24 protein-coding genes are annotated in these 23,952 nt (G+C 66.5%); 13 read left to right on the forward strand and 11 right to left on the reverse strand.

The features are described from left to right. Positions 1-97: 97 nt before the first annotated feature. The 9 genes from ACNA0R_RS13920 to ACNA0R_RS13960 all read left to right on the forward strand — a co-directional run bounded on the left by ACNA0R_RS13920 (position 98) and on the right by ACNA0R_RS13960 (position 9,114). Positions 98-1,009: an SDR family NAD(P)-dependent oxidoreductase gene (locus tag ACNA0R_RS13920; RefSeq protein ID WP_415826600.1), complete on the forward strand. Its 912-nt coding sequence runs from the start codon at positions 98-100 to the stop codon at positions 1,007-1,009. A gap of 22 nt (positions 1,010-1,031) precedes the next feature. Beyond that, entirely contained in the window at positions 1,032-1,451 is a 420-nt protein-coding gene (locus ACNA0R_RS13925) for a Zn-ribbon domain-containing OB-fold protein (protein WP_415826601.1), read from the forward strand. Then, the gene (locus ACNA0R_RS13930; protein WP_415826602.1) at positions 1,448-2,617 is read left to right on the forward strand and encodes an acetyl-CoA acetyltransferase; all 1,170 of its coding nucleotides are present in this window, start codon (positions 1,448-1,450) and stop codon (positions 2,615-2,617) included. Before ACNA0R_RS13925 ends, ACNA0R_RS13930 begins: the two co-directional genes overlap by 4 nt. 22 nt (positions 2,618-2,639) lie before the next feature. Continuing rightward, positions 2,640-3,308 (forward strand): 3-oxoacid CoA-transferase subunit A, encoded by a 669-nt coding sequence (locus ACNA0R_RS13935; RefSeq protein WP_415826603.1) that lies wholly within the window; start codon positions 2,640-2,642, stop codon positions 3,306-3,308. Further along, complete coding sequence (locus ACNA0R_RS13940; RefSeq protein ID WP_415826604.1) at positions 3,305-3,976, forward strand: 3-oxoacid CoA-transferase subunit B; 672 nt, start codon at positions 3,305-3,307, stop codon at positions 3,974-3,976. The genes ACNA0R_RS13935 and ACNA0R_RS13940 overlap by 4 nt, the downstream gene beginning before the upstream one ends. A gap of 47 nt (positions 3,977-4,023) precedes the next feature. Then, positions 4,024-4,986 carry a Bug family tripartite tricarboxylate transporter substrate binding protein gene (locus tag ACNA0R_RS13945; RefSeq protein ID WP_415826605.1) on the forward strand — a complete coding sequence of 321 codons (963 nt, stop codon included), beginning with the start codon at positions 4,024-4,026 and terminating at the stop codon, positions 4,984-4,986. A gap of 84 nt (positions 4,987-5,070) precedes the next feature. Continuing rightward, positions 5,071-6,417, forward strand: a complete 1,347-nt coding sequence (locus ACNA0R_RS13950) for a class-II fumarase/aspartase family protein (RefSeq protein WP_415826606.1) — start codon at positions 5,071-5,073, stop codon at positions 6,415-6,417. A 565-nt stretch (positions 6,418-6,982) separates the two neighbouring features. After that, positions 6,983-8,584 carry a cytochrome c oxidase subunit I gene (ctaD, locus tag ACNA0R_RS13955; protein ID WP_415826607.1) on the forward strand — a complete coding sequence of 534 codons (1,602 nt, stop codon included), beginning with the start codon at positions 6,983-6,985 and terminating at the stop codon, positions 8,582-8,584. Continuing rightward, the gene (locus tag ACNA0R_RS13960; protein WP_415826608.1) at positions 8,581-9,114 is read left to right on the forward strand and encodes a DUF2244 domain-containing protein; all 534 of its coding nucleotides are present in this window, start codon (positions 8,581-8,583) and stop codon (positions 9,112-9,114) included. The genes ctaD and ACNA0R_RS13960 overlap by 4 nt, the downstream gene beginning before the upstream one ends. A gap of 6 nt (positions 9,115-9,120) precedes the next feature. Here the strand turns inward: ACNA0R_RS13960 and ACNA0R_RS13965 are convergent, their stop codons facing one another. Then, the gene (locus ACNA0R_RS13965) at positions 9,121-9,942 is read right to left on the reverse strand and encodes a DUF2243 domain-containing protein (RefSeq protein ID WP_415826609.1); all 822 of its coding nucleotides are present in this window, start codon (positions 9,940-9,942) and stop codon (positions 9,121-9,123) included. A gap of 211 nt (positions 9,943-10,153) precedes the next feature. Here ACNA0R_RS13965 and ACNA0R_RS13970 point away from each other — a divergent pair, with 211 nt between their 5' ends. The 4 genes from ACNA0R_RS13970 to ACNA0R_RS13985 all read left to right on the forward strand — a co-directional run bounded on the left by ACNA0R_RS13970 (position 10,154) and on the right by ACNA0R_RS13985 (position 13,798). Then, positions 10,154-10,798, forward strand: coding sequence for a diguanylate cyclase (locus tag ACNA0R_RS13970; RefSeq protein WP_415826610.1), 645 nt, complete (start codon positions 10,154-10,156; stop codon positions 10,796-10,798). Between the two features lie 175 nt (positions 10,799-10,973). Then, positions 10,974-11,291 (forward strand): co-chaperone GroES, encoded by a 318-nt coding sequence (locus ACNA0R_RS13975; RefSeq protein WP_415826611.1) that lies wholly within the window; start codon positions 10,974-10,976, stop codon positions 11,289-11,291. Positions 11,292-11,327: 36 nt separating this feature from the next. After that, entirely contained in the window at positions 11,328-12,947 is a 1,620-nt protein-coding gene (gene groL, locus ACNA0R_RS13980) for a chaperonin GroEL (protein ID WP_415826612.1), read from the forward strand. Positions 12,948-13,267: 320 nt separating this feature from the next. Then, the gene (locus ACNA0R_RS13985) at positions 13,268-13,798 is read left to right on the forward strand and encodes a hemerythrin domain-containing protein (RefSeq protein WP_415826761.1); all 531 of its coding nucleotides are present in this window, start codon (positions 13,268-13,270) and stop codon (positions 13,796-13,798) included. 20 nt (positions 13,799-13,818) lie between these two features. Here the strand turns inward: ACNA0R_RS13985 and ACNA0R_RS13990 are convergent, their stop codons facing one another. The 10 genes from ACNA0R_RS13990 to ACNA0R_RS14035 are packed head-to-tail and all read right to left on the reverse strand — an operon-like array spanning position 13,819 to position 23,882. Next, positions 13,819-14,250: a cupin domain-containing protein gene (locus ACNA0R_RS13990; protein ID WP_415826613.1), complete on the reverse strand. Its 432-nt coding sequence runs from the start codon at positions 14,248-14,250 to the stop codon at positions 13,819-13,821. After that, positions 14,247-15,029 (reverse strand): cysteine hydrolase family protein, encoded by a 783-nt coding sequence (locus tag ACNA0R_RS13995; protein ID WP_415826614.1) that lies wholly within the window; start codon positions 15,027-15,029, stop codon positions 14,247-14,249. The genes ACNA0R_RS13990 and ACNA0R_RS13995 overlap by 4 nt, the downstream gene beginning before the upstream one ends. Further along, positions 15,026-15,850: a creatininase family protein gene (locus tag ACNA0R_RS14000; protein WP_415826615.1), complete on the reverse strand. Its 825-nt coding sequence runs from the start codon at positions 15,848-15,850 to the stop codon at positions 15,026-15,028. The genes ACNA0R_RS13995 and ACNA0R_RS14000 overlap by 4 nt, the downstream gene beginning before the upstream one ends. Continuing rightward, positions 15,847-17,529: a CocE/NonD family hydrolase gene (locus tag ACNA0R_RS14005; RefSeq protein WP_415826616.1), complete on the reverse strand. Its 1,683-nt coding sequence runs from the start codon at positions 17,527-17,529 to the stop codon at positions 15,847-15,849. Before ACNA0R_RS14005 ends, ACNA0R_RS14000 begins: the two co-directional genes overlap by 4 nt. Before the next feature lie 13 nt (positions 17,530-17,542). Beyond that, entirely contained in the window at positions 17,543-18,931 is a 1,389-nt protein-coding gene (locus ACNA0R_RS14010; RefSeq protein ID WP_415826617.1) for an FAD-binding oxidoreductase, read from the reverse strand. A gap of 32 nt (positions 18,932-18,963) precedes the next feature. Further along, positions 18,964-19,767, reverse strand: a complete 804-nt coding sequence (locus tag ACNA0R_RS14015; RefSeq protein ID WP_415826618.1) for an ABC transporter permease — start codon at positions 19,765-19,767, stop codon at positions 18,964-18,966. Next, positions 19,764-20,588: an ABC transporter ATP-binding protein gene (locus ACNA0R_RS14020; protein ID WP_415826619.1), complete on the reverse strand. Its 825-nt coding sequence runs from the start codon at positions 20,586-20,588 to the stop codon at positions 19,764-19,766. The genes ACNA0R_RS14015 and ACNA0R_RS14020 overlap by 4 nt, the downstream gene beginning before the upstream one ends. Positions 20,589-20,613: 25 nt before the next feature. Further along, positions 20,614-21,600, reverse strand: coding sequence for an ABC transporter substrate-binding protein (locus ACNA0R_RS14025; RefSeq protein ID WP_415826620.1), 987 nt, complete (start codon positions 21,598-21,600; stop codon positions 20,614-20,616). 21 nt (positions 21,601-21,621) lie between these two features. Continuing rightward, positions 21,622-22,896, reverse strand: coding sequence for an amidohydrolase family protein (locus tag ACNA0R_RS14030; RefSeq protein WP_415826621.1), 1,275 nt, complete (start codon positions 22,894-22,896; stop codon positions 21,622-21,624). Next, entirely contained in the window at positions 22,893-23,882 is a 990-nt protein-coding gene (locus ACNA0R_RS14035) for a PDR/VanB family oxidoreductase (RefSeq protein ID WP_415826622.1), read from the reverse strand. Before ACNA0R_RS14035 ends, ACNA0R_RS14030 begins: the two co-directional genes overlap by 4 nt. Positions 23,883-23,952 lie beyond the last annotated feature (70 nt).

Raw genomic sequence — 23,952 nt, forward strand, 5'->3', positions numbered from 1 at the left:
TCGCCCTATTGACACCAAATATGTCCAGTACTTAATATTATGTATATACATATATAGGAGCGAGACATAGCGATACCCGCCATGCCGCTCCAGGTGGATGGGCGACATGAAAGACAAAGTGGTGGTGCTGACCGGCGCGGGCGGCGGTATCGGACGCGGGATCGCGCATGCGCTGGCGCAAGCCGGCGCCAGCGTGGTGGTGAATGACGTCGGCGTATCGCTGTCCGGCCAGGGCGGCGACGCCGGGGTGGCGGAAGGCCTGGCCGCCGAACTGCGCGCCGCCGGCGGTTCCGCCGTCGCCTGCGGCGACAGCGTATCGGACTGGAACAGCGCGCAGCGCATCATCGCCTGCGCCCTCGATACCTATGGCCGCATCGATGCCGTCATCAACAACGCCGGCAATCTGCGCGACCGCTTCTTCCACAACATGGAAGAAGACGAATGGCGCTCGGTCATAGACGTGCACCTGCATGGCACGTTCTTCGTCAGCCGGGCCGCCGCGCCGCACTTTCGCGCCCAGAACGGCGGCGCCTATGTGCATATGACGTCCACATCCGGCCTGGTCGGCAACTTCGGCCAGGCGAATTATTCGGCCGCCAAGCTCGGCATCGTCGCGCTGTCGAAGTCGATCGCGCTGGACATGCAGAAGTACGGCGTGCGCTCCAACTGCATCGCGCCCTTCGCATGGAGCCGCATGACCGACTCCATCCCGGCCAAGACCCCCGAAGAGGCCGCGCGCGTCGAAAAGCTCAAGAAAATGGAAGCCGGCAAGATCGCGCCCATGGCCGTCTTCCTGGCCAGCGACGCCGCCGCCCAGGTCACGGGACAGATATTCGGCGTCCGCGCCAATGAAATCCTGCTGTTCAGCCAGCCGCGCCCGATCCGGTCGGTGCATATGAGCGAAGGCTGGACCCCGCAAAGCATCGCCGAGATCGCCATTCCCGCCATGCGTTCCAGCTTCTTCGCACTGGAACGTTCGCCGGACGTGGTGAGCTGGGACCCTATCTGACTCTTTTCGACCAGGAATACGCATGGCCACCGACACTAGCGGGCGCGACAGCAGCGCGCCCACGGGCCCGCTCGGCCCCGAACAAACGTACTTCCGCTATCTGCAGGAGGGCGACTGGCGCATTCCGCGCTGCCGCGCCTGCGGCAAGGCGGTGTTCTATCCCCGCATTGCCTGCCCCGCCTGCGACGGCCAGGAATTCGACTGGGTCGCGCCATCGGGCACCGGCACGGTGTACTCCACCACCGTCATGCGCCGCCCGGCGCAGGCCGGCGGGGACCGCAACCTGTGCCTGGTGGATCTGGACGAAGGCGTACGCATGATGAGCCGCATCGAAGACGTCGATCCGGCCGCGCCGCGCATCGGCGACCGCGTGCGCGCCGGGCTGCGGCGCGAAGGCGAGCAGAACCTTGTGATATTCACGCTGCTGGAGCAGACACGATGAGCGCGAACGCATTGCGCGGCGCCGCCGCCGTGGTGGGCGTGGGCCAGGCAGGCATGGGTTCGGCCGCCGGCTACACCGAAATGGAAATCCTGGCGCAGGCCGCGGCCCGCGCGGTCGCCGACGCCGGTCTGCGCATGTCCGACATCGACGGCCTGTGCACCTGCAGCGCGTCGGCCACCATGTGGGCCATGCCGGTGGCCGAGTACCTGGGTATCCGGCCCGCCTTCATCGACAGCACCATGCTGGGCGGCAGCAGCTTCGTCGCCCATCTGCTGCCCGCCATCCAGGCGCTGGCCGCGGGCGTCTGCAACGCGGTGCTGGTCTGCTACGGCAGCACGCAGCGCACCGGCACGGTCAACCGCGCCGCCGTCGGCAAAATGCGCCAGGTGCTGGACCCGCAGCCTTATGAAACGCCCTACGAACCCATGCAGCCGATCAGCGCCTACGCACTGGCGGCCGCGCGGCACATGGCGCAATACGGCACCACGCGCGAACAGCTGGCGGAAGTGGCGGTCGCCGCGCGCGCCTGGGCGCGGCTGAATCCCGAAGCGTATTCGCGCGAGTCGCTGTCGATCCAGGACGTGCTGGACGCCCGCATGGTCTGCGATCCGCTGACGGTGCGCGATTGCTGTCTGCTGACCGACGGCGCCGGCGCCTTCGTGCTGGTGCGTAGCGACCGTGCCCGCGACCTGCCGCATCCGCCGGCCTATGTACTGGGCAACGCCACGGCGGTATGGCACCGGCAGATTTCCAGCATGGAAGACCTGACGGTGACCGCGGCGGCGGAGTCCGGACCGCGCGCGCTGCGCATGGCCGGCATGTCGCCCGGCGACGTCGACCTGGCTTGCCTGTATGACGCCTTCACCATCAACACCATTCTGTTCCTGGAAGACCTGGGCTTCTGCCCCAAGGGCGAAGGCGGGCGCTTCGTCGCCGATGGTGCCATCGCGCCGGGCGGACGACTGCCGGTCAACACCAACGGCGGCGGACTGTCGTTCGGCCATCCGGGGATGTATGGCGTATTCCTGGTGATCGAAGCGGTGCGCCAGCTGCGCGGTCAGGCCGGCGAGCGCCAGCAGCGCTGCGACGTGGCGCTGGTACACGGCAACGGCGCCACGCTGTCCAGCCAGTCCACCGCCATCCTGGGCAGCGCGGCGGCGCTGTAAGGCCTTTCTGCACGAGACGAACATGATCAACAAGATATTCCCCACCCTGCGCGACGCCGTGTCGTGCATCGGCGACGGCGCATCCGTCATGGTGACCGGCTTCGGCGATTCGGGACTGCCGCGCGAGTTGCTGCATGCGCTGATCGACCACGGCGCCAAGGACCTGACCATCATCAGCAATAACGCCGGCACCGGCACCACGGGTCTGGCCGCGCTGCTGGCGGCCGGGCGCGTGCGCAAGATGATCTGCACTTATCCCAAGTCCTCGGGCGCCGACGTCTTCACCGCCCTGTATCGCGAAAAGAAGATCGAGCTGGAACTGGTGCCGCAAGGCACGCTGCTGGAGCGCATGCGCGCCGCGGGCGCCGGCCTGGGGCCGTTCTTCACGCCGACGGGCTATGGGACGCCGATCGCCGAAGGCAAGCCGCAGTGCATCTACCAGGGCAAGGGCTATGTGCAGGAAGAGCCGCTGCGCGCGGACTTCGCGCTGGTCAAGGCCTATCACGCCGATCGCTGGGGCAATCTGACCTACCGGCTGGCTGGACGCGGTTTCGGACCGGTGATGTGCATGGCCGCCGAAACCGCCATCGTCCAGGTCGACGACATCCTGCCGCTGGGCCTGATCCATCCCGAAACCATCGTCACGCCGGGCATCTTCGTCGGGCGCGTCGTGCGCAAGGACAGCAAATGACCAACACCGTAAAGAAGCTCAGCCGCGACCGCGTGGCCCAGCAGGTCGCCGCCGATATTCCGCCGGGCAGCTATGTGAACATCGGCCTGGGCATGCCGACGCTGGTGGCCAAATACCTGGACCCCGCCAAGGAAATCATCCTGCACAGCGAGAACGGCATCCTCGGCATCGAGGACGTGACGCAGGGCGACCCCGGCGACGAGGACCTGATCAATGCCAGCAAGGCGCGGCTGCAGCTGATTCCCGGGGCATCGATCTGCGACCAGTCGCTGTCCTTCGCGATGATGCGCGGCGGCCACCTGGACGCCACCATCCTGGGCGCGTTCCAGGTTTCGCCCGAAGGCGATATCGCCAGCTGGGCCACCGATGACGCCGACGCCGTCCCCGGCATCGGCGGCGCCATGGACCTGGTGGCCGGCGCGCGCAAGGTCATCGTGGTGATGGAACACACCACGCGCGACGGCCGCCCCAAGCTGCTGCGTTCGTGCAGCTTCCCGCTCACGGGCAAGGGCGTGGTCGACGTGGTCTACACCGATATGGCGGTGATCGACGTCGACCCACAGCGCGGCTTCGTGGTGCGCGCGATGGCCGAAGGGCTGACGCGCGACGCGCTGCAGGCGGCCACGGAAGCGCCGCTTAGCTACGCGGACGATCTGTTTTTCATTTGACCCACACACGCAACAACGATCAACGACTCGAATCGGAGACAAGCACGATGAAACACCTGTTCAAGCATCTGGTCGGCGCCGCGGCGCTGGCCCTGGCCACGGCGGCGCATGCCGGTCCCTTCCCCGACCACCCGGTGGAATTGATCATCCCCTACCCGCCCGGCGGCACCGCCGACGCGGTGGCGCGCCCGCTTTCGGCCGTGCTGCAGGAAAAACTGGGCGTGCCCATCGTCGTGTCGTACAAAGCGGGCGCGGGCAGCGTCATCGGTACCCAGTACGTCGCGCGCGCCAAGCCGGACGGCTACACCCTGGTCATGGTGCTGGCCGCCCATGCCATCAATCCCAGCCTGTACCCCAACCTGCCTTACGACTCCGTGAAGGATTTCAGCTCCATCGGGATGGTGGCCAAGCTGCCGCTGGTGCTTTACACCAGCCCGAAGTTCCCCGCCAAGACGGTGCCCGAGATCATCCAGTATGCCAAGGAACATCCGGGCAGCCTGTCGGTGGCGTCCGCCGGCAACGGCAACACCAGCCACCTGGCGACCGAACTGTTCGCCACCACGGCCGGCGTGAAGCTGCTGCACGTCCCTTACAAGGGCGGCGGCCCGTCGGTGACGGCCGCGATGGGCGGCGAAGTGAACGCGGTATTCGCCGGACCGGACTCGCTGCACCTGGCCAAGGCCGGCAGGCTGAACGTCGTGGCGGTCACCAGCCCGCAGCGCGTGGCGCTGATGCCCGATGTGCCCACCGTGCAGGAAGCCGGCCTGAAGGGCTTTGAAGTGCAGGGCTGGTACGGCCTGCTCGCGCCCGCCGGAACGCCGCCCGACGTGGTCGCCAAGCTGAACAAGGCCCTGAACGATTCCGTCAAGGATCCGAAGTTCGTCAAGACCGTCGAGGAGCTGGGCTATATCCCGTCGTCCTCCACGCCGGACGGCTTCATGGACTACATCAAGCAGGAAACGGCGCGCTGGGCCAAGGTGGTCAAGGACGCCGACATCAAGCTGCAGTAGCGATCCGCCCGGCTCGGCCTGTCCGCTCTACCCGGGCGGCGGCCGCGCCGGGCTTCACATTCCAATCCAAGCATCACATCCACCATGCCTATATCCGTAATCGAATCCGCCGTATTCAAAGACATGTTCGGCACCGCCGCGATGCGCGCGGTGTTCGACGACGCCGCCACGCTGCGCCGCTACGTCGAAACGGAGGTCGCGCTGGCCCGCGTGCAGGCGCGCCTGGGCATCATCCCGCAGGCCGCCGCCGATGCCATCACCGCGCGCGCCGATGCCGCGCGGCTGGACATGGAAGTCCTGAAACACGAGACCGAAATCGTCGGCTATCCCATCCTGCCGCTGGTGCACCAGCTGTCGCGCATGTGCGGACCGGAAGGCGAATACCTGCACTGGGGCGCCACCACGCAGGACATCATGGACACCGCGACCGTGTTGCAGGTACGCGAAGCGCTGGACCTGATAGAGGCCGACCTGGCCGAGCTGGACGGCATCCTCGATGCGCTGTCGCTGCGCTACCGCGACACGCCGATGGCCGGCCGCACCCACCTGCAGCACGCGCTGCCCGTGACCTTCGGCTACAAGGCGGCCGTGTGGCTGTTGATGATACGGCGCCACCGCGAGCGGCTGGCGCAGCTGCGCCCGCGCGCGCTGGTCGGCCAGTTCGGCGGCGCCGCCGGCACGCTGGCGTCGCTGGGCGAGCAAGGCATCGCGGTGCAGGAAGCGCTGATGCAGGAACTGGGCCTGCACTCGGCACCCGTCACCTGGCACGTGGCCCGCGACGGTCTGGCCGAAACCATTCAGTTCCTCGGGCTAGTGACGGGATCGCTGGGCAAGATCGCCTTGGACATCATGCTGATGATGACCAATGAACTTGCCGAAGCCTTCGAACCTTTCGTCAAAAGCCGCGGCGCTTCCAGCACCATGCCGCAGAAGCGCAATCCGATTTCCTGCGAGCTTATGCTGAGCGCCTCCAAGGTGGTGCGGCAGCATGCCGGCCTGGCGCTGGACGCCATGGTGCAGGATTTCGAACGCGCCACCGGCCCCTGGCATATCGAATGGTCGGCCATCCCGGAGTCCTTCGTGCTGACCGCCGGCGCCCTGCGCCAGGCCAGGTTCATGCTGGGCGGGCTGGAGGTCGATACGCAGCGCATGCGGCGCAACCTGGACCTGACCGGCGGCTTGATCGTCTCCGAAGCCGTGATGATGGGCCTGGCGCCGTACCTGGGCCGCCAGACCGCGCACGACGTCGTTTATGACGCCTGCCGCGTGGCATTGGCGGAGCACTGCCCGCTGGCCGATGTGCTGGCGCGCGAAGCGCGCGTCACCGAACACCTGGACCGCGCCGCGATCGACCGCCTGTGCGATCCGGCCAACTACCTCGGGGCGGCGCCGCAGATGGTCGACCGCATGCGGCGCTTCGGAATGTCGTGAGAACGGTGCGCGCGTGCGCCGCGGCGCACGCGCTTCCCGGCACGGCGAAGGCCGGGTGTTGCATCGGCACAAATATAAAAGGTTTGAGTAACCAAATACGCGGTTTCACGACATAATCATTCCCACGGCGCCCCTGTCCTCCACAGCGCAAGTCGCCGAGATTATCGACCGATCCGCCCATAAACCCGCACAAACTCCTTACCGCCATCGGTGTGGCCGGCATGGCATATATGGCAATCGCCATGTCATATGGCCACGCCAGAGACGCGGAAGCGACGGAGGGCGCACCGCGGGCCATCGCGGCAACGCCGGACGACCGGGGCGCGAGCGGATCGACGGTCGGCGAAGTACGTGGTCCCATGCCGCAATGGATGCGCGACATCATCGTCGTGGCAATCCGGGGGACCGGCTTCTAGCGGCCGCGACGGCGGCGCCCGCGCGCTGAGCAGGCTTTTCCACTATTGCACGAAATACGCGCACCGGCGCCCGCCCTGCGCGCACTCCGATCGTCCCAACGTGTAGGCGCGTCGTTTGCGCGCCCCGCGCGGGCTTTCTGGAGACGCGCATGAGCACCTACACCACCGGGCAGGGGCTGGTCCACATCCCCGCGCATGAAGACGGGCATGCCGTCCCCCACGGCTGGCGGCGCTGGCTGCTGGCGACGAACCACAAGGACATCGGCACGATGTACCTGATCTTCTCGTTCGTCATGCTGCTGGAAGGCGGCACGCTGGCGCTGCTGCTGCGCACCGAGTTGTTCGAGCCCGGCATCCAGTTCTTCCAGCCCGAGCTCTTCAATCAGTTCACCACCATGCACGGCCTGGTGATGGTGTTCGGCGCCATCATGCCGGCCTTCGTCGGCTTCGCCAACTGGATGGTGCCGCTGCAGATAGGCGCGGCGGACATGGCGTTCGCGCGGATGAACAACTTCAGCTTCTGGATACTGCCCATGGCGGCCGTCTTATTGACGGCGTCCTTCTTCGTGCCGGGCGGCGCCACTGCCGCGGGCTGGACGCTCTACGCGCCGCTGTCGGTCCAGATGGGTCCCGGCATGGACATGGCGATCTTCGCGCTGCACATCATGGGCGCGTCGTCCATCATGGGCGCGATCAACATCATCGTGACCATCCTGAACATGCGCGCGCCAGGCATGACCTTGATGAAAATGCCGCTGTTCTGCTGGACCTGGCTGATCACCGCCTTCCTGCTGCTGGGCGTCATGCCGGTCCTGGCGGCCACCATCACCATGGTGCTGACCGACAGGCACTTCGGCACGGCTTTCTTCAATGCCGGGGAAGGCGGCGACCCCGTGCTCTTCCAGCACCTGTTCTGGTTCTTCGGCCACCCCGAGGTCTACATCATGATCCTGCCGGCCTTCGGGATCATCTCATCCGTCATACCGACGTTCTCCCGCAAGGAGCTGTTCGGCTACGCATCCATGGTCTACGCGGTGGCGGCCATCGCCGTGCTGTCCTTCATCGTCTGGGCGCACCATATGTTCGCCACCGGCATGCCGGTTACCGGGCAGCTGTACTTCATGTTCGCGACCATGCTGATCTCCATTCCCACCGGCGTGAAGGTCTTCAACTGGACCGCTACCATGTGGCGCGGCTCGCTGACTTTCGAAACGCCGATGCTGTTCGCCATCGGCTTTATCTTCGTATTCACCATAGGCGGCTTCACCGGCCTGATCCTGTCGGTCGCGCCCATCGACATCCAGGTGCATGACACGTATTACGTAGTGGCGCACTTCCATTACGTCCTGGTCGCCGGCTCCCTGTTCGCGCTGTTCGCCGGCACCTATTATTGGCTGCCGAAGTGGACCGGCTACATGTACGACGAACGGCTGGGCAAGCTGCACTTCTGGTCGACCATGATCTCGTTCAATGTCACTTTCTTTCCCATGCACTTCCTGGGGCTGGCCGGGATGCCGCGCCGCTACGTCGATTACGCCGCGCAGTTCACGACCTGGCACCAGATCGCCACCATAGGCGCGTTCTGGTTCGGTTTGTCGCAGCTGATTTTCCTGGTCGCCGTGCTGCGATGCTACGCTGGCAAGGGTCCGCGAGCGGATGCCAGCGCCTGGGAAGGCGCCCAAGGCCTGGAGTGGACCGTAGCCTCGCCCGCGCCTTTCCACACTTTCGAAACGCCCCCCGAAGTCAAATGAGGCTGATACGCGGCGACATCGACGAACTGCTATCCGCCGCGCCCCCGGCGGATACGAGCCGGTTCGCCCGCGACGACGGCCCGGGCGGGCCCCGCCGCTGGCGGCTCAAACGCAATTGCGCCCTGCGCCCCGGGCAATACCTGACCGGCATCGGCCTGCTGATGGGGATATCGGCCCTGGTGGCGATCGGCTGCTGGATCCGCGGGCTATGGCTGGTGCCCATATTCTGCGGATTCGAATTGCTGGGCATCGCCGTCGCGGCGCTGGCCTACGCGCATCACGCCATCGACGGCGAGATCGTGCAAGTCCTCGCGGACGGGCGCGTCCACATCGAGGTGGATCGTGGGCTGCGGCATGCCAGCTATATATTTCCGTCCAGCCAAGCCAGATTGATCAAGCCCGGAGATGCGCCCGACGCGCTGTGGCTGCATCACGGCGCCACCCGCATCGAGCTTGCGCATTACGTATCCGCCGAAGCACGCGACGCCTTCGAACGCCAACTGCGGCGGGCGCTGCGTGAAAGCTGGTAATAGGAATCAAAGCGCGCGGCCGGCACGCGTGCCCAGCCATGCCGCGCAGCCGGCCAGCGCCCCCTGGCCACCGACGTACATCGCGCCATGGCGGTAGAAGCGCCAGGCGTCCAGGCTATCGTCGCCTCGCAACACCCACACGGCGCCGGCCGGGTCGGCCCACGCGACGCGAGCCTGCGTGCCTTCCACGGCCGCCAGCACCCCCGCTCCCGTCGCGCCGGGACGCAGCACGACAGTCAAGGTATCGCCACCGCCCCGCAATGGCATCAGATTGACGGTGCCGGCCAGCAGGCAGGTACCTACCAGGCTCGCCACCATGCCGCCGCGCGCGGGCGATGCATCGCCGGGGCGCCGGCGCATCCACCACCCCGCGGTCAGGGGAATCAGCCCAAAGGCGGCCAACCATGCCAGGTCCCAGGCAAGCGGATATGCACTGTCCATGCGGATACGATGTATCCGGGTCACCCAATGCGAGAGCACGGCATCGACGACGTGCCACGCGCCGAATCCTATCCAGAAGTTGGCCAGCAGACGCCGGCCCGCGCGTGGCAGCGACAGATCGGCGCGCGCTCGATACAGCATGTAGAACCCGCCCAGCGCGATCAGGTACATCACGGCATGGAACAACCCATCGGCCATGATCTGCACGCGCAGGTCGGCAAAGCGCGCGGAACGCAACCCGGATAGCAGGTGATGCCATTGCAGGATCTGATGCAGCAGTATGCCGTCGAAAAAGCCGCTCATCGCGAACCCGACGCTGTAGCCCGCCCACGTAAAGGAAGATGAATAGCGCGTCGCCGCGCGGCGCATCACAGGTTCCCGGTCCATGCCTCGCTCGCTTGCACGCTTGCCGTGCGTGCCCGCGCGCTCCCCAGCATCTTCCGCACCCGCCCAGGTCGACAGCGCCGCGGGCGCTTGTGATGCCGCGCAAAAATGCCTAAATTTCCTACATGGCCCGCGGTCCGCTCCCGGCGCTGCGCAACCATGGGACGGCGCCGACGTGGCCGGCCCATTGCGAACAACACTGGGAGGCTTGTACATGGATCTGTTCGATACCATCACCGCGCATCATGAAGCCATGCGGCTGCCGCTATACGCGGTCACCGCGGCAACCGCCGCCCGCGCCGACACGCCGGTCCTGCTGGTTCTCCACTGGCACGGCTTCCGCCGCGAAACGCCGGTGCATTTGCCAGGCGTGCGCATGCCGCCACGGCCCGTCGCCGGGTCGGCGGTACAGATCGACGAACCCTGGGACACGATCGCGACGATGGACCGGGCCATGCTGGACGCCGCGTGGCAGCTCGGGGCGTGGGACGTCGAACGGGTAACCCATAGACCCTGGCGCCGCCTGGGCGCCCCGGCGAGCGAAGCACTGGCATGCCGTCGCGCATTCGGCGACTATCCCGGCGCCGGCGCGGAGTCGGCAACCTTGATCGACGATGCCGCCGACCGCGAACAGCTGATCGAATTGGCCGCGCGACGCGGCTATATCCGCTGGATGTTCCGCCCCCGCAAGGCCGGCCTGTGGGCGCAGCTGGACGACGAAGACAGCACGGTGGACGCCGCCGGCGGCCGCGCGCTGCCGTGTCCCGTCTCGCCGCGCGCCTGCGACACCGCCCGCGCCACGCGGTTCGTCTACCGCTTGGGTTATGTGGACCGCGTTATTCTTCCTGATACACACTGATACAAAGAGGCTTTTCGAGGCCTCTTGAAGCCGTGCGCGCCGCCCATAAATCATCGTCCGCGGACCCGCCACCAACGGGCCGCCGTATGCGTGGCCGGCGCGGCGACCCGGCGTCACCGCAAGACCACGCATCGATTCCCTTTCAGGTGATCTGTCATCGCTTAGGAGATCAATCATGCAGATTCGTCCCCTTCACGACCGGGTTATCGTCAAGCGAATCGAAGAGACGCGCAAGACTGCCTCCGGCATCGTGATCCCGGACTCCGCCACGGAAAAACCAGAACAAGGCGAGGTCATCGCGGTCGGCAGCGGCAAAGTGCTGCAGGACGGCACCGTCCGCCCCATGCAGCTTCAAGTCGGCGACCGCGTGTTGTTCGGCAAGTACTCGGGCCAGACCGTCAAGGTCGACGGCGAAGAGCTGCTGGTCATGCGCGAAGAAGACGTCTTCGGCGTCTTCGAGCAAAGCACCGGCGAATTGAAGAAAGCCGCGTGATCGCGGCCGGCACTATCCCTGCATTCGGAGTGAAAAATGAGCGCGAAGGACGTCAAATTCCATGACACTGCCCGTGCCCGCGTGGTCAAAGGCGTCAACATCCTGGCCGATGCCGTGAAGGTAACGCTGGGTCCCAAAGGCCGCAACGTGCTGCTCGAACGCAGCTTCGGCGCCCCGGTCATCACCAAGGACGGCGTGTCGGTGGCAAAGGAAATCGAACTGAAGGACAAGTTCGAGAACATGGGTGCGCAGATCGTCAAGCAGGTCGCCTCCAAGACCGCCGACGTGGCCGGCGACGGCACCACGACGGCGACCGTGCTGGCGCAATCCATCGTGCAGGAAGGCATGAAGTATGTCGCCTCCGGCATGAACCCCATGGACCTGAAGCGCGGTATCGACCAGGCCGTAACGGCCGTGGTGGACGCGCTGCGCAAGCAATCCAAGCCCATCTCCACCGGCAAGGAGATCGCGCAGGTGGCGGCGCTGTCGGCGAATGCCGACGCGGCCATCGGCAAGATCATCGCCGACGCCATGGAGAAGGTCGGCAAGGAAGGCGTCATCACCGTCGAGGACGGCAAATCCCTGGACAATGAGCTGGACGTCGTCGAAGGCATGCAGTTCGACCGGGGCTACCTCAGCCCCTACTTCATCAACGACCCCGAGAAACAGGTCGCGACGCTGGAGGACCCGCTGGTCCTGCTGCACGACAAGAAGATCTCGAACGTGCGCGAACTGCTGCCGGTGCTGGAAGCCTCGGCCAAGGCCGGCAAGCCGCTGCTGATCGTCGCCGAGGACGTCGAGGGAGAAGCCCTGGCGACCCTGGTCGTCAACAGCATGCGCGGCGTGCTGAAGGTGGCCGCCGTGAAGGCGCCGGGCTTCGGCGACCGGCGCAAGGCCATGCTGGAAGACATCGCCATCCTGACCGGCGCCACGGTGATCTCCGACGAAACCGGCAAGCAGCTGGAAAAGGCCACGCTGGAAGACCTGGGCAGCGCCAAGCGCGTCGAAGTGCAGAAAGAGAACACCATCATCATCGGCGGCGCGGGACAGCAATCGCGCATCGATGCGCGGGTGAAGTCCATCCAGGCGCAGATCGAACAGGCCACCAGCGACTACGACCGCGAGAAACTGCAGGAGCGGGTCGCCAAGCTGGCGGGCGGCGTGGCGGTCATCAAGGTCGGCGCCGCCACCGAAGTCGAGATGAAGGAAAAGAAGGACCGCGTGGACGACGCCTTGCATGCGACGCGCGCGGCGGTGGAAGAAGGCATCGTGCCGGGCGGCGGCATCGCGCTGCTGCGCGCCCGGACCGCCATCGGCCAGCTCAAGGGCGCCAATGCGGATCAGGATGCCGGCATCCGCATCGTCCTGCGCGCGCTGGAAGCCCCGCTGCGCGCCATCGTCGCCAATGCCGGCGAAGAGCCTTCGGTCGTGGTCGCCAAGGTCCTGGAAGGCAGCGGCAACTTCGGCTACAACGCCGCGACGGGCGAATACGGCGATCTGCTGGAGGCGGGCGTGGTGGATCCGACCAAGGTCACGCGCACCGCGTTGCAGAACGCCGCCTCCATCGCCGGCCTCATCCTGACCACCGACGCGACGGTGGCCGAATTGCCCAAGGAAGAAAAAGTCCCGGCCCCGGCGCCGGAGATGGACTACTGATGGGCAGCCTCTTCTGATCGGGTAGTTCGATCCACGACTGCCGCGTCGCCGCAAGCGACGCGGCTTTTTTCTGCCCAGCATTCCGCCCCGCGGCGGGCCGGTCCCGGCCGGGACCAGCCTGGACGCGCATAGCCAGGCAGCGCGGCGAGGCTCACCGACAGGAATAGCTCTTGCGTGACCGGCGGTATCGGCCGACTCCCGGCCGTCCCGATCGAGAGGCCGCCATGAATGCTACCGACCTTCCTTACGACGCCGCCCAATCCGCCGACAACGCCGGAGGCCAGCCGCTGTACCGCCGCCTGATCCCGCGCGCCACCAGCATGATCCGGCTGGATCACACCCATGTGCTGACCACCTTCCACCGCTACCACGAGGACCTGCCCGCGTCGCGCAAGGCCGGCCTGGTGGGCGTCATCTGTACGGCGCTGGAGATCCACGCCACGCTGGAAGAGGAAATCTTCTACCCCGCCGTACAGGCCGTCACCAGCAACGAGGTGCTGCGCAAGAGCGTGCCGGAACATATGGAGATGCGCCGGCTCATCGCCGACCTGCGCGCCATGACGCCGGCGGACCCGCGCTACGACGAAACGCTGATGGAATTGATGCGCGACGTCATCCACCACGTCGCCGACGAAGAAACCGTCGTGCTGCCGGAAGCCGAACGCCTGTTCTCCGAAACGCGCCTGCAGGAACTGGGCGCCCGGATGACCAAGCGCCGGCTGCAGCTCGCCGCGCCGCGCACCCCGCAGATCGCCCGCGACATGGCGCGCGGAATGCCCATGGCGACCTTCACCATGGGTGCGCTGGCCATGCTGGCCGTCGGCTGTGTCGTGCGCGCCGCCCGGCATTGAGCAGCGCTTCGTGGCATCTTCTAGACGATCGCCCGGCGCAGGACCGCGCGGTCGTCTTCCGTCAGGCTGACGGGGATTCCGCGGCGGATGAGCGCGGCGAAGTCTTCGTCGGGCGCCATCACGGTCAGGCAATACAGCTTGCCGCTGCCCGTGTTCTCCACGGCGTGGTTGGTGCCCGGCTTGACCAGCATGGCGTCGCCCTGCCGCAAGTCCAGAACCGTCCCGTCGGCGTAGGCCCGCCCCTCGCCGGCCAGGATGAAGAACATCTCATGGGCATGGGTGTGCATATTGGGCGGGGTACGCCCCCCGGGCTCGAAGATCTCCACCACGGCGACCAGATCGCAATTCTCCCCTTCGCCGTCGAAGACCAGGGCGAAGTAATTGGTATCGCCGGCCGAGATGCGGTAGGCCGGACACTGGTCCATGGTTTTCTTGATGGCCTTGGGCATCATGGGGTCAGTCCTTGCAGCAGGTCGGTGCTGGCCGCGGTAAAGCCGAAGCACTGGCGCACGTTGTAGCGAGTGGCTTGCAGGCAGAAATCCGGAGAGGTGGTCGCGCAGCAATCATCCAGGTAGATGCAGTCATACCCAAGGCAGTTGGCGTCGATCAGCGTGGCCAGCACGCATTGATCGGCGTTGACGCCTGCGAAGAACAGCGTCGTCACGCCCAGGTTGCGCAGAATGGCGTCCAGCGGCGTATCCCAGAAACCGCTCATGCGGTATTTGTCGACGCGTATGTCCTGCGGCTCGATGCGCAGTTCGTCCACGACCTCGGCCGCCCAGGATCCCGCCTCCAGTACCCGGGCCGGACGATCCGGCAGCAGGTCGCCCAGGCCTATGCCCAGGCCCGTAGGCTTGTAGACATGCACGATGGACGGGCTGAGATTCATGCGGTCGGGACGATTGCCCCAGTTGACCCATACGACCGGCACGTCCGCGCCGCGCGCCCGCGGCAGCAGCGTGGCCAACGGCGCGATAGGCTGGCGGGCGGGCGTCACGTCCACGCCTACCACCGAGCCCAGCCACCCCTGCGGATGGCAGAAATCGTTCTGCATGTCGATCACTACCAGCGCGCTGCGCGCCAGATCCACGGTCAGGGCTTGCGGCTGAGCGGGAAACTGCACGGGCCTGGCGGGCCGCGGTTCACGGACCAGCGTCGCTCGTGTAGCCGATACGCGCCATTGGTTGCGGGGAGCGCTGCCCAGCGGGATCAAGTCGTCATCCGGCTTCATGACGCGCTCCGGATCGCATCGAGCGGATAGGCATGGACTTCGGCGATCAACTCGGCCAGGCCGCGGGCGGCATGCTCGACGATGGCGGTGCCCCGGTCGGCATCCGCATCCAGTGCGTTGCCGCTGGCCCCGCTGGGATGCAGGTCCTGCGCCTGCCAGCCGAAACCGATCTTGCCCTCGGCGCGCAAATGCTTGTAGTCGCGCTCGATGGCGATGCTGGCGGGCGAGAAATCAGCGGCGCGTTCCATGTGTACGAGATCCGGGCGCAGCGCCAGCATCATGGAAGTTTCCTTGCCGCCGCCATGGATGCCATGGGTACGCTCCGTCTCGCTGAAGGCCTCGCGGTCGGGCCAGCCGAAGCTCCATGTGGCGGCGCACACGACGAACATTCCCAGCCTGACGCGCAGATCGCGCGCCACGATATCCAGGACCTGCGGCTGGCCGCCGTGCGAGTTGAACAGCAGTAGCTTGCGCAGTCCCGCGCGATGCACGCTTTCACCTATATCGGTCAACAACGCGATCAGCGTCTCGGCGCGCAGGGTCAGCGTGCCCGGATAGGCCTGGTGTTCGTTCGACTTGCCGATCGCCTGCATGGGCAGGAACACGGCGGGCACCTCGGGCGGCACCAGGGATATGGCGCGCTCGACCACGCCGGCATTCAGGCAGGCATCCACGTATACCGGCAGATGCGGACCGTGCTGTTCGATGGCCGCCACCGGCAGGATGGCTACCGTATCGGCGGGCAGGCCGGCGAATTGGGGTGACGTCATTTCCACCCAGAGCCGGCTGGGCACGGAACAAGTCGATGGCGTTGCCGTCATGGATTCTTCCTTGCGTCGAAAGGGGCATCCAGCGTCAGCCGGACTTCGGATTGCCTGCCGGGTCCGTAATGCACCGACAGCGTGGTGATGGGCATCTGCACGGCCGCCACCGACGCGGGATCGGCGCCGGTGCCGGGATTCAGCGCATAGGCCGGATACGCCGAGGCGGCAACCGCCACGCGCAGCCACTCGCCTTTTTGCAGCGTCACGCAGGCCGCATGCATCGCCACGGTCACGGGCCGGTCCGCGCGCCAGTCGCGCACCCGGGCGTAACCATCGGCGAGCACCTGGGAACGGCCGTCCGGCATGACCCTGCTCAAGATGCAGGAGACATCGAAATCAGCCTGGTCGCAGCTCAGGTACAAGACGGCCGAGACCTCGCCCGCCAAGCCGAGCGGCGCCTGCAACGGTGCCGCATCGAAGGTCATGACATCCGGACGCTGGTCTACCGCCTGGCGATCCACCGGCCCCGGCGGCGTGCCATAAGGCCCGCCGGCGGACGGCGCGGGTCGCCACGGATCGTTGACGACGCAGTCCTGGCCCGGCTCCGCCGGCCAGGGTTCGCCATCCGGCAGCAGGCGGCCGTCGCCCACGCGCAGCGCGGCCAGGCCGTTGCCGGCGAGCGCCCACCGGGCCGCATGCCCCGGCCACTGGTCGAAAGCGCGCCAGCATTTCTGCCCGAGGTCGAACGCGCGTATCGGGGGTTCGGCATCGATGCCGTTGTCGATGTCCTTGAGCCAGCGATCGAACCAGCGCACCTGGCGCGCATCGATATCGGTTTCCGCATCGGGGCCATAATCGACTCCCGCCGTCTTCCGCGCCCAGGGAAAATGTGCCCACGGGCCGATATCCATGCGCATCGGCCCGGCGCCGAGCGAGCTCAGGTCGCGATATGCCTGCAGCACGGTCTCGTTGTAAGGGTCATGCCACCCGCCGATGAAGAAGGTGGGGATCCGCCGCGCGGCGATCTCGGCCGCATGGGCGGCGGCGGAAATGCGCCGCCAGTACGGGTCGTCGGCCGGCGTTTCCAGCCATCGCGCGTAGTGGGTCAGATCCGCGTGCTGCCGCATGTAGCGCGGCCAGGCGGTGACCGCCTCGTTCAAGGGCAAGGCGCGCGCGGCGGCCATCAGCTCGGCATAGGCCTGTGCGTCGCCGCGCCGGCGCGCCGTCTCGGACGCCAGCTGCGTGGCCCAGCCCAGGGTGCTCTGCAGGCGCAGCGCTCCTTGTTTCCAGGCCCAGCCCTCGCGCGAATCCCAGGGCGTCATGGCGGGTGCGATGGCTTGCAGGGCCGGACCAGCCGCGCTGGCGGCCATCAGCTGGTTGTAGCCCTGATAGGAAAACCCATACATGCCGACCCGGCCGTTGCTGCCCGGCAGGCCGGCCGCCCACGCAATCGCGTCCGCGCCGTCCTGCGCGTCGTGTTCGCCGATCAGGAATTCCCCTTCGGAAGTACCGCGGCCGCGTATGTCCTGCACGACAACGATATAGCCGTGCGAGGCGTACCAGCTCGGATGCGCGTAGCAGATCGCGCAGGCGATGCGCCGGCCGTAGGCCTGCCGCATCAGCAGCACCGGATAAGGCCCCTTCCCTTCGGGCCGATAGACATCCGCATCCAGGCGCACCCCATCGCGCGTGTGCATGGCCAGCGTTTGCGGAGACTGCACCGTCAATCTCGACATGGCGTACATCCCCTCAAACCGGGGTGGCCGCCGCATGGGCGGTGCGCTCTTCCCAGCCGCGCAGCTTGCCGGGATTGAGCAGGCCGTCGGGATCTATCCGCGCCTTCATCGCCACGATATCGGGATTCACGCGGCCCTGCTTCCCGTCCTCGACAATGTAAACGTGCGGGTTGTTGATGCTGACGCCATGGTCGCGGTGTATCTGCATGATTTCCTGCAGCCGCTCATCAGAGCGATAGCGGATGATCTGCAGGCCGCTGCAAGTCAGCTGGCCCTCGCGATTGCGCAGGAACTCCAGATGCATGAGGACTTCGCCCCCCAGCTTCGACTCCATCTCCAGCGCCTGCTCCACATAGCGGTTCGGATCGAAGGCGCTCTGGATGTAGGTCAGGCTCTTGTCGTGCTTCAGCGCATTCAGCGTAGTGTGGTTCCAGGTGAATTCGATCAGGTAGCGCGCGCTCTCCCGGGCCTCCTGCGCCGTTTTGCGGTAGGACAAGCTGCCGCCGCGCCGCGCCAGGCATTCCAGCATGCCTTGTTCGGAAGCCGGATGGACCAGCAGGATGACGGCGTGGCAGCCGGCGGGCAGGCTGTCCGCCAGGGCGTTGAAATAAGCCGGAATGGGCGCGGCCAGGAAACTGATTTCTTTCTTGACCAGCCCCGGCGACCGCGCCACGTCGTCGGCGAAGCGCAGGCCGTTCTCGAAGTCATCGAAGACGGCGATGCACTCCAGCCAATCCTGCGCGGGCGCCAGCGCCACTTCCAGTTCCAGGACGATGCCCGTCGTCCCATAGGTGTGATGCAACAGCAGCGCGTCCGGCGCCCGCAGTTCAAGAACGCGCGGCTCCGGCTCGATGGTCATCACGCGCGCGCCGAGCACATTGCCGGTGGCCGCCACCGGCCCGTAGGTGATCGAGCCCGCGCCACCGAAGCCCCCGCCGTAAAGGCCTCCCAGCGTCGCCGTGCGGTACGTCGAAGGCAGCCAGCGCAGCTCATGGCCGTGCTCGCGCGCATAGGCGTCGAAGTCGCCCAGCTTCACGCCCGCCTGGGCGCGGCCGATGCCGCCGCGCACCCAGAGGGGTTGTCCATAGGCGCTCATGTCGAGCACTACCCCTCCTTGGAGGGGAGTGCACTGGCCATAGTTGCCCGTGCCGCTCCCGCGTGGGGTGACCGGCACGCCGGCCCGCGCGCAGGCCGCCACGACGCGGCGGATTTCCTCTTCGCTGCGCGGACGCACCACCAGGTCGGCGCGCTTGCCGGCCAGCGCGCGCTTGAGCACGGGACTGAACCACGCGAAATCGCTGGACAAGCGGTTTACCTTGATCGGCTCGGTGATCCAATCCAGGTCCGGCAACTGTGCGGGCAGCGCCGCGCAGGCCTGCGCGACCGAGTTCGCATCTAGCATGAGAATGACTCCAAATGAAAAGGGGGGGCCGGCTAGTCCTGCTCGTGTTCGCTCGCATGCCAGCTGCGCAGCGCCCGCCGCGACAGCCAGGACATCAAGGCGAACAGCGCGATGCCGGCAAGAGAAATCAGGAACAGCGCCGCGAACATGCGCGGAATGTCGAGTTGATAGCCGGCCTGCAGAATCTGGTAGGCCAGGCCCGCCCCCATCCCGCCCGTACCGGCCACGAACTCCGCCACTACGGCGCCTATGAGCGCCAGGCCGCTCGATATGCGCAAGCCGCCGAAAAAATACGGCAAGGCGCTCGGGATCCGCAGGCGCAGCAGCGTTTGCCGGCGCGTGGCGTGGTTCAGTTTGAAATAGCTCGCCAGGTCCGGATCGACGCTGCGCAGTCCAAGGGTTGTGTTCGAAATAATGGGGAACAGCGCCACCAGCGAAGCACAGAGCACCATCGATAGCACGGGATCCTTGACCCATATGATGATCAGCGGCGCCACCGCCACGATGGGCGTTACCTGCAGCAGCACGACATAAGGGAACAAGGCCGTCTCGATCGCCTTGCTCTGCACGAATACGAAGGAGATCAGCACGCCCGCGACCGCGGCGAGCAGAAAAGCCAGCACCGTGACCTTCAAGGTGGACAGCAGCGCCAGGCCCAGCGGCTGCCAGTTGACGTACAGCGTCTGCACCATCAGCGCCGGCGACGGTACCAGGTAGGCAGGCAGCTTCAGGGCCGACACCAAGGCCTGCCATAAGCCGACCAGAACGATGCCCACCATGAGGGGGTAAGCGATATGTTTGCGTGATGACCGGAACGCGGCGGCGGCTGTACTCATATCCGCTCCTCATGGGCGCCGCTGGCGCGCAGCAGGCTTTCCTGCAGCGTCTTCGCGTAGCGGCTGAACGTCGTGGTGACCATGAACTCGGGTTTGCGCGGGAAAGGTTCATCGATGGCGTGCGTCTCCACGACGCGGCCGGGCCGGGCCGCCATCACGACCACGCGGTTGGAAAGGAATACCGCCTCGTGGATGGAGTGCGTGACGAACAGCACCGTGAGCTTCTTGCGCTGCCATAGCGCAAGCAGGTCCGAGTCGAGCTTCATGCGCGTGATCTCGTCCAGCGCGCCGAACGGCTCGTCCATCAAGAGCAGGTCCGGATCCGTCGCCAGGGCGCGGGCGATGGATACGCGCATCTGCATGCCGCCCGACAGCGCGCGCGGCAATGCCTGGGCAAAGCCGGACAGCCCCACCAGCTCCAGGGCTTCCGCCACCCGGTCCTGGGCCTGTTTGCGCGGCACGCGCGCCAGGTCCAGCGGCAGGCGGACGTTGGTCTCTACCGACGCCCAGGGCATCAGCGTGGGAGACTGGAACACGAAGGCCAGCCGCCGGCCCGTCGACGCCAGTTTGGAGACCGGCTGGCGCCAAAGCAGCAAACGTCCATCGGTAGGTTCGAGCAGGCCCGCGACCATCTTCAGCAATGTGCTCTTGCCACAGCCCGACGGCCCCAGCAGCGTCACGAACTCGCCTTCGGCGACCTTCATGTCCACCGGTTCAAGTGAACGCGTCCCATTGGGATAGGTCATCTCGGCCGACAGGACCTCGATGGCGGGCGCCGCTGCCGCTGTGGCGGCGCGGAGCGTTACGGGAACGGCTGACATGGCGGCATCTCCACGGTGTGAAGGATCACGGCAGGACATGGATGGCCTGTATGAGCCGCAGGTCGTAGGCGTCATCCAGCTTGACCTTGGCGGGGTCGAGCAAGCCATACCGCACCAGGAAGTCGTAGCTGGCCTGGGCGCGCGCCCGCGTGATGGTGCCTATCCCCAGGGATGCGGCGTCCCCGCTGGTCACCAGCTGCGTTTCACGCATCCGTCCCAGGCTGAAGGCGAGCTGTTCATCGGTGATGTTGGGGTTCGCGCGCTTGATGAGCGCATTGCCCGGCGCCGGGTCGGCGAGATAGCTCTTCCAGCCTTCGGCGCTGGCCTGCAGGAAGGCCGAAATATCCTTGGCGCGCTTGGCCACGGTGTCTTCCATGCAGGTAACCGTGGCGGCATAGGCCGGATAGCCATGATCGGCGAACATCAGGATATTGGCCTTTACGCCCGCCTTCTGCACGGCAAACGGCTCGGAGGTGATATAGGCCTGCTGCGCCGCATTCTTGTCCGCGATAAAGGGCTGGACGTTGAAGGTATATGGCCGCGCCTGCGCATCGGTGAGGCCGTACTTGGCCTTGAGCCAGGGCCAGTAATTGCGGTAGGCCCCGCCGCCGATCAGGATCGTTTTTCCCTTCAGGTCTTCGAAGCGCGTAACGTCCTCGTGCGTGATCAGCGCCTGCGGATCTTTCTGCAGCCACGCGGCTACCGTAACCACCGGCACGCCGCTGGCCCGCGTCTGCAGCATCTGCAGATCGCTGGAACCCATCACGCAATCCGCCTGGCCGCCAGCCATCATCTGCACGGTATTGACTTGCGGGCCGCCCATCTTGATGGTGACGTCCAGGCCGTATTTCGCGTAAAGCCCCTGTGCCAGGGCCTGGTACAGGCCGCCATGCTCGGCCTGCGCATACCAGTTCGTCATGTAGGTAAAGGCCGCGGCCTGCGCCGTGCTGGACAGCGCGCACGCCGCCAAGCCTATACACACGCCGGAAAGAACGGAACGAAACTTGGACATGACGGAGTTCCCCTTATGGATTCAATGGATATGGGCCGCTGGCATCGCGGATACGGCGCTTCCCGCGGGCACGGAAGAAACGAATACGCCCCGGCGCAGGACCAGGCGCGGCCAGGCCCGGGACGGAAAACCGGCATGGCTGGCCGCGGGAAGGATGAGGAGATCGGCGGGCATGCCCGCGCGCAGCGGCGCGCCGACGTCCGTGTCCAGCCAATCGCGACGGCAAACGGCTTGCGACCAGTCGTCGAAGACATCGCCGAGCTGCGCGGCCAGCGCGCCCAGGCCCAGTGCTTCCAGCGGGTCATAGCTGCCGCTCGCGCAAAACGGATCCTGCACGTTATCGCTGGCCAGTAGCACCGGGATGCCCCGTTGGCGCGCCTCCTGGACCAGGGTCAACCCACGCATGCGGGGGGTATATCCGGTCCTGGCGTCCTGCAGCAGCAGATTGGTCGCCGGCAGGGACACCAGCCGGATACCGGCGTCCGCCACCTCATCGAGGATGCGCAGCGCCTGCTCGCGCGGCATGGCGGAGAGCGCGCAGGCATGCCCGCATACGATGCGCCCCCGCATGCCGGTTTCGCGTGCCAGCCGGGCCACGGTGGCCAGGCCGGCCGCTTCCGGCGCGAGTTCTTCGTCCACATGCAGGTCCAGCAGCAGCCCCGTATCGGCGGCGGCGCGAACCAAGTGTCCGAGCGCATCCGCGTCCCAGTTACTGGTATGCACGAAGGCCCCCAGGCAAGCGTGGTCCGAATCCCGCGCGATACGCCGCGCCAGGCTCAAGGCGTCGTCACGGCTCGCGTAGCAGGGCAATGGCGCAAGGTTCACACAATCGATGTCCATCCGCCCACGCCACTGCCGCGCCAGCTCCAGCAGGACCTTCCAGGCCATAGGCTCCCGTCCGGGCTGCTCACGCCAGTCGCAATGGGTACGCAACCGGCCGACGCCTGCCTCCCAGGCCCATTGCAATCCCTGGGAAGCGCGTTCGCGCACGTCCGCTTCGGTCCATAGGGCCTGGTCACGCACCATCGCCTGGATCGCGTTCAGCAAGCCGGGTTGGATGTCGCTCAGTCGCGCGCGGGTGAAGGTTTTGTCCAGATGGGTATGGGCGTCGACCAGCAGCGGCATCGCCAATGCGCCGCCGACCGGCCAGGACCCTTGCGGCGCCTGGGGCGCACTGGGCGACAGGCCGGTGATATACCCGCCGGCGATGTGAATATCGGTCAGTCCGGCGGCGTCGCGCGGCACCTCCAGCCACGTGGGCAGGCGCAAGCCGTGCAGGTATGTGGGCGTATTCATAGATCGAGCACCAGCGTGGGCGAGGCGCAGGTCGCGCAGCACAGCGCAACGTATTCGCGGCGTTCATCGGCATCGAGGCAACTGTCGTGGTGCTCGGGTTGGCCATCCAGATACCGCGTAACGCAGGAGCCGCACACGCCTTGTTCGCATACGGTGTCCAGCGCCACGCCGGCAAGATGCAGGGCATGCGCCAGCGTCTCGCCAGGCGCCACGGCAACGCTGCGTTGCTGCCGGGCCAGCACCAGTTCCACGGTGGAACGGGCTTCGCCGGCCGCGCGGGTTGCGCCCGCACCCACGGCCGGGGCCGCGCCAAAGTGCTCGCTATGCAGTTGAGTATCGGACAGGTGGCCGCTGCATGCCCGCACCGCCTGCATGAATCCCTCGGGGCCGCAGTAGTACACATGCCCGCCCTCCGGCACGTCAGCGAGCAGGCCCGACAGATCCAGCTTCTGCGGCGCCGCGGGGTCGTCGAAATGAAGCAGTACGGAATCCGCCCACGGCTCCTCGCGCCAATCCGCCGGCAGAGGCAGATGCCGCTCGGATCGGCAGAACAACGCCAGCTGGAAGCGCTGGCCGGTGCGATGCAGCACGCGCGCCATGGCGAGCAGCGGCGTCACCCCTATGCCGCCTCCCAGCAGAAGGTGGCAGCGCGCGTCGCCGGCCAGGGCGAACTGGTTGCGGGGCAGGCTGGCCCGCAACAGCGCGCCGGGACTCCCCAGGCGATGCATCGCCATGGAACCGCCACGCCCCTGGTCTTCCCGTTTAACCGCGATGTCGTAGCAATCGGTGTTGCCCGGGTCGCCGCACAACGAATACGCGCGCGCCAGATCGTCCCTGAGCCTGATCGCGAGATGCGCGCCAGCGTCCCACGCGGGCAGCGGCCGGCCGTCCTCGGACGTCAATCGGTAGGCGCGGATCTCCGGCGTGAGGTCGGCCACCGCGCTCACAACGAGGCTCAGCGGATAGGAATCGGAAGCGGCAGGCATTGCCATGTTTTCTGACTAAATGGTTTGACCACTTGGTCAGATAAGCAATACCTATGCCAATTCCCTCCCC

Origin of the sequence: Bordetella sputigena (genome assembly GCF_965137885.1) — a bacterium.
Lineage (GTDB): Bacteria > Pseudomonadota > Gammaproteobacteria > Burkholderiales > Burkholderiaceae_B > Bordetella_C > Bordetella_C sputigena.

Bases quoted from the DNA above. Each gene is read 5' to 3' on its own strand.
- ACNA0R_RS13995 (WP_415826614.1), bottom strand. From the start codon at position 15,029: ATGAAGCCGGATGACGACTTGATCCCGCTGGGCAGCGCTCCCCGCAAC.
- ACNA0R_RS13985 (WP_415826761.1), top strand. From the start codon at position 13,268: ATGATCCGGCTGGATCACACCCATGTGCTGACCACCTTCCACCGCTAC.
- ACNA0R_RS14030 (WP_415826621.1), bottom strand. From the start codon at position 22,896: ATGAATACGCCCACATACCTGCACGGCTTGCGCCTGCCCACGTGGCTG.
- ACNA0R_RS13940 (WP_415826604.1), top strand. From the start codon at position 3,305: ATGACCAACACCGTAAAGAAGCTCAGCCGCGACCGCGTGGCCCAGCAG.
- ACNA0R_RS14005 (WP_415826616.1), bottom strand. From the start codon at position 17,529: ATGTCGAGATTGACGGTGCAGTCTCCGCAAACGCTGGCCATGCACACG.
- ctaD (WP_415826607.1), top strand. From the start codon at position 6,983: ATGAGCACCTACACCACCGGGCAGGGGCTGGTCCACATCCCCGCGCAT.
- ACNA0R_RS13950 (WP_415826606.1), top strand. From the start codon at position 5,071: ATGCCTATATCCGTAATCGAATCCGCCGTATTCAAAGACATGTTCGGC.
- ACNA0R_RS13925 (WP_415826601.1), top strand. From the start codon at position 1,032: ATGGCCACCGACACTAGCGGGCGCGACAGCAGCGCGCCCACGGGCCCG.
- ACNA0R_RS13920 (WP_415826600.1), top strand. From the start codon at position 98: ATGGGCGACATGAAAGACAAAGTGGTGGTGCTGACCGGCGCGGGCGGC.
- ACNA0R_RS14035 (WP_415826622.1), bottom strand. From the start codon at position 23,882: ATGCCTGCCGCTTCCGATTCCTATCCGCTGAGCCTCGTTGTGAGCGCG.
- ACNA0R_RS14025 (WP_415826620.1), bottom strand. From the start codon at position 21,600: ATGTCCAAGTTTCGTTCCGTTCTTTCCGGCGTGTGTATAGGCTTGGCG.
- ACNA0R_RS13960 (WP_415826608.1), top strand. From the start codon at position 8,581: ATGAGGCTGATACGCGGCGACATCGACGAACTGCTATCCGCCGCGCCC.
- ACNA0R_RS13965 (WP_415826609.1), bottom strand. From the start codon at position 9,942: ATGGACCGGGAACCTGTGATGCGCCGCGCGGCGACGCGCTATTCATCT.
- ACNA0R_RS14000 (WP_415826615.1), bottom strand. From the start codon at position 15,850: ATGACGGCAACGCCATCGACTTGTTCCGTGCCCAGCCGGCTCTGGGTG.
- ACNA0R_RS13945 (WP_415826605.1), top strand. From the start codon at position 4,024: ATGAAACACCTGTTCAAGCATCTGGTCGGCGCCGCGGCGCTGGCCCTG.
- ACNA0R_RS14010 (WP_415826617.1), bottom strand. From the start codon at position 18,931: ATGCTAGATGCGAACTCGGTCGCGCAGGCCTGCGCGGCGCTGCCCGCA.
- ACNA0R_RS14015 (WP_415826618.1), bottom strand. From the start codon at position 19,767: ATGAGTACAGCCGCCGCCGCGTTCCGGTCATCACGCAAACATATCGCT.
- ACNA0R_RS13990 (WP_415826613.1), bottom strand. From the start codon at position 14,250: ATGATGCCCAAGGCCATCAAGAAAACCATGGACCAGTGTCCGGCCTAC.
- ACNA0R_RS14020 (WP_415826619.1), bottom strand. From the start codon at position 20,588: ATGTCAGCCGTTCCCGTAACGCTCCGCGCCGCCACAGCGGCAGCGGCG.
- ACNA0R_RS13970 (WP_415826610.1), top strand. From the start codon at position 10,154: ATGGATCTGTTCGATACCATCACCGCGCATCATGAAGCCATGCGGCTG.
- ACNA0R_RS13930 (WP_415826602.1), top strand. From the start codon at position 1,448: ATGAGCGCGAACGCATTGCGCGGCGCCGCCGCCGTGGTGGGCGTGGGC.
- groL (WP_415826612.1), top strand. From the start codon at position 11,328: ATGAGCGCGAAGGACGTCAAATTCCATGACACTGCCCGTGCCCGCGTG.
- ACNA0R_RS13975 (WP_415826611.1), top strand. From the start codon at position 10,974: ATGCAGATTCGTCCCCTTCACGACCGGGTTATCGTCAAGCGAATCGAA.
- ACNA0R_RS13935 (WP_415826603.1), top strand. From the start codon at position 2,640: ATGATCAACAAGATATTCCCCACCCTGCGCGACGCCGTGTCGTGCATC.